The 3801-nt window shown below is 68.6% G+C and carries 4 protein-coding genes; all 4 read left to right on the top strand.

Annotated features, from left to right (window positions below; genetic code table 11):
* Nucleotides 1-103: 103 nt before the first annotated feature.
* Entirely contained in the window at nt 104-355 is a 252-nt protein-coding gene (locus VJ976_RS08920) for a DUF4242 domain-containing protein (RefSeq protein WP_324099855.1), read from the top strand.
* Nucleotides 356-405: 50 nt separating this feature from the next.
* Entirely contained in the window at nt 406-2217 is a 1812-nt protein-coding gene (locus tag VJ976_RS08915; RefSeq protein WP_324099854.1) for an AfsR/SARP family transcriptional regulator, read from the top strand.
* 22 nt (nt 2218-2239) lie between these two features.
* On the top strand, nt 2240-3283 hold the full coding sequence (locus tag VJ976_RS08910) for an LLM class flavin-dependent oxidoreductase (RefSeq protein ID WP_324099853.1): 1044 nt from the start codon (nt 2240-2242) through the stop codon (nt 3281-3283).
* A gap of 234 nt (nt 3284-3517) precedes the next feature.
* Nucleotides 3518-3801 (top strand): CoA-binding protein (locus VJ976_RS08905; RefSeq protein WP_324099852.1); only part of this gene is annotated, 284 nt, incomplete at its 3' end.

Raw genomic sequence — 3801 nt, 5'->3', positions numbered from 1 at the left:
AGAATCACACGAGGAGTCACACGCGGCGTCACACGCAGGGGCGGTGTGCTGTGGGCACAGGCCCGACGAGAAGCGTCAGGCCCTCGGACAAAGGCTGACTCCCATGCCACTCTTCATGGATGTTCATCACGTCGACGGCGGCGTGTCCAGCGCCGACGTCGACACCGCCCACCAGGCCGACCTCGCGACCCAGGATTCTTACGGTGTGACCTACCTGCGCGGGTGGGTCAACGAGGAGGCCGGAAGAATCTTCTGTCTGGTGCAGGCCCCCGACGCCGAAGCCGCCGCGGCAGTACACCGCGAGGCCCACGGCCTGGTCGCCCAGGAGATCTATGAGGTCAGTGAGCACACCTGAGCGGTGCCGCTGACCTGACGGTGGTGGCCAGCCCTGAGTACAGTCGGTGAATGCGGGGTTTGACCGTTCATCTGCTCGGACGGCCCACACTGACGCAGCCCGGCGGTGCCGGGCGGGCGCTCCGTGGCCGGAAGAGCTGGGCGCTGCTGACCTATCTCCTCCTCACGCGTCACCCGCCGAGTCGAGCGCACGTGTCCTCGCTGCTGTTCGCCGATGCGAACGACCCGCTCCGGGCGCTGCGCTGGACTCTCGCCGAGATCCGTCGTGGGCTCGACGGCGCCGCGACCATCGGCGGAGACCCGCTGCGAGTCCAGCTGGCCCCCGGGACGACAGTGGATGTCGCCGTCGTGACCGAGGCCCCGTGGCAGGAAGCCGTGGACCTACCGGGCCTGGGCGCTGAGCTGCTCGAAGGGATGTCGATCCAGCGAGCGCCGGCCTTCGAGCCGTGGCTGCTGTCGGAGCAGCGCAGGGTCCAAGCCGCCTCCGAGGCGGTCCTGCACGAGGCGGCGCTCGGGTCGCTGTCACGAGGGCGCCTGCACCAGGGACTGGAGTATGCCGCCCGTGCCGCATCCATGAACCCTCTGGAGGAGAGCCATCATGCTCTGTTGATCCGCCTGTACCGACTGGCCGGAGACCACGCGGCGGCCGACGAGCAGCTCAGGCGCTGCACCGAGCTGTTCGCGACCGAGCTGGGAAGCGCCCCGGGGCCCGCCGTGCAGGCGGCCATGCGTGTCTCACCAGCGCGGGAGGGGCACGTCGACCCCGACGCGGTGGCTGCGATGGTCGAAGCCGGCTCCGCCGCCACGGCTGCGGGGTCGGCCAGCGCCGGCATCCAGTCGCTGCGTGAAGCGGTGGCGCTGTCTGACAGCAGCGGGCCCGAGCAGTTGCGCATTCGGGCCCGTCTCGTGTTGGCCGAGGCACTCATTCACGCGACGGGTGGACTCGACGAGGCCGGCCTCGAGATGCTGTACGAAGCGGATGAGATCGCGGCCCGCGGGTCCGATCGCGCGTCGATGTCGCAGGCCAGGGCCGAGCTGGGATATGTCGACTTCCTCCGAGGTCGCTACTCCCGGGCAGTGCACTGGCTGGAGAGCTCACTACGGTGCGCGGGTGACTCGGCGGCACTGAACGGCAAGGCCACGATGTACCTGGGCGGCGTCGCCAGCGACAGAGGTGACTACCCTTCCGCCACGATCTTGGTCGAGCGAGCCATCGCCTTGTCGCAAGAGGCTCGACAACCCCGAGCCGAGGCCTTCGCGTTGTCCCTCGCGGGCCGCATCGCTCTGGTGCGGGGAGACCTGGGCACCGCGGAAGCATGTCTCGACGAGTCCATCGCCCTGGCCGAACGCGATCACTGGCTGGCCTTCCTCCCGTGGCCGCAGGCCCTGCGGGGGGAGGTCGAACTGACCAGAGGCGAGACGGCCTGGGCCCAGGCTCGGCTCCGACAGGCCTTCGCTCGAGCCTGCCAGCTGTCAGATCCTTGCTATGAAGGCGCGGCCGGCCGAGGACTCGGCCTGCTCGCCGAGGCGACAGGGCAGACCGAGGACGCCTTCAGGCTTCTGGCCGAAGCGCGTCATCGCTGCACGAGACTGTCCGACGCCTACGTGTGGATGGAGGCCTCCATCCTCGAGGCTCTGAGCCGCCTCGGAGTCCGCCACGACCATCCGCATGCCGCACAGTGGGTGGAGGAGCTTCACCGGGTCGCTTCGCGGGCGGGCATGCAGGAGTTCGTGGTGCGTTCTCTGGCCTACGCCGGCCAGCTCGGCCAGGAGGGAGCCCATGATGCCGCGACCTTGATGTCCACCCAGATCGACAACCCCGCACTTCGCCGCATGCTGGAGCTCTCACGGAATGCCGGTTAGGTCAGTGAGCGTTCAACTACATGTGAAGAACATCGGATTTCTGTCTTTCGGTCACTGGAGCGACTCGCCGTACTCGCAGACCAGGTCCGCGGCGGACGTGCTCACGCAGTCCATCGACCTCGCGGTCGCCGCTGAGGAGCTGGGTGCCGACGGCGCCTATTACCGTGTGCATCACTTCGCGCGTCAGCTCGCGTCGCCCTACCCGTTGCTGGCTGCTGTAGCAGCGCGGACATCCCGCATCGAGATCGGCACGGGTGTGATCGACATGCGCTACGAGAACCCGCTCCACATGGCGGAGGACGCCGGGGCAGCTGACCTCATCTCCGGTGGACGGCTGCAGCTCGGCATCAGCCGTGGCTCGCCCGAGCAGGTCATCGACGGGTTCCGGTACTTCGACAACCACCCCGCGGACGGGGAGAGCGACGCCGACATGGCTCGCCGGCATACCGCGCGCTTGTTGCAGGTGCTGAGCGGAGAAGGCTTCGCCGAGCCGAACCCGCGGCCGATGTTCCCCAACCCTCCTGGGCTGCTGCGGGTCGAGCCACACTCTCCCGGCCTGCGCGAGCGGATCTGGTGGGGCGCGGGCACGCGTGCCACCGCCCGGTGGACCGGTGAGCAGGGGATGAACCTCATGAGCTCGACCTTGCTGACCGAGGACACGGGTGTTCCGTTCCATCAGCTGCAGGCGGAACAGATCCAGATCTTCCGGGACGCCTGGGCGGCAGCCGGCCACGCTCGCACCCCGCGAGTCTCCGTGAGTCGCAGCATCTTCCCCATCGTCAACGAGATGGACCGGCGGCTTTTCGGCACCCAGCAGGGCGGGTCGGACCAGGTGGGCTTCCTCGACGGTGGCATGGCGCGGTTCGGCAAGACCTACGCCGGGGAGCCGGACCGGCTCATCGCCGAGCTCGCCGACGACGAAGCGGTGGCCGCGGCGGACACCCTGCTGATCACCGTTCCCAACCAGCTCGGGGTCGACTACAACGCTCACCTCATGGAGAGCCTGGTGACCCACGTGGCTCCCGACCTGGGTTGGCGCCCGTCGCGAGCGACGGTCGGCGTCTAGGGGACCCACAGCCACGGCGGGCGTCAGGAGGAGCCAGACGAGCTCGTGACGCCCGCCGTACCCCACACGAGAGTCGTGAGGACGACCGCCCACACGCGGCCCACACCGCGCGGGTGAGCACTGTGCGCGGGCCTCGTCTACCCCGCCAGGCGCGGTTGGTCGCGCTATGTCACTGTTGATCGGTGAGCAGCCAACGGCGGATGCGGCAGAGGACTCTGCCCTACGGCGACCCTGATGCCTGAACTGGCCGGAGGCAGTCACCGGTTGAGTCGGCTCCTGGCGCCCACGTCGGTGGCCTTGCTCGGCGCTTCGACTGTCCCGAACGTCGCCGGCAACGACATGGTGCTGGAGCTGCAGGCCTCGCGCTTTCCCGGTCGCGTCTATCCGGTGAACCCTCGATACGACGAGGTTGAGGGCTATCCGTGCTACTCGTCCCTACGCGACCTGCCAGAGGTGCCCGACCTGGCCGTTCTCGGTGTGGGCAACTCGGCTTTGGAGGATCAGGTCCGTACAGCGAT

Origin of the sequence: Ornithinimicrobium sp. (genome assembly GCF_035267225.1) — a bacterium.
Taxonomy (GTDB): Bacteria; Actinomycetota; Actinomycetes; order Actinomycetales; family Dermatophilaceae; genus Ornithinicoccus.
Note: the sequence above shows the minus strand (reverse complement) of the source record. Positions and strands in the feature narration are given on the sequence as shown.

Bases quoted from the DNA above. Each gene is read 5' to 3' on its own strand.
- VJ976_RS08920 (WP_324099855.1), top strand. From the start codon at position 104: ATGCCACTCTTCATGGATGTTCATCACGTCGACGGCGGCGTGTCCAGC.
- VJ976_RS08915 (WP_324099854.1), top strand. From the start codon at position 406: ATGCGGGGTTTGACCGTTCATCTGCTCGGACGGCCCACACTGACGCAG.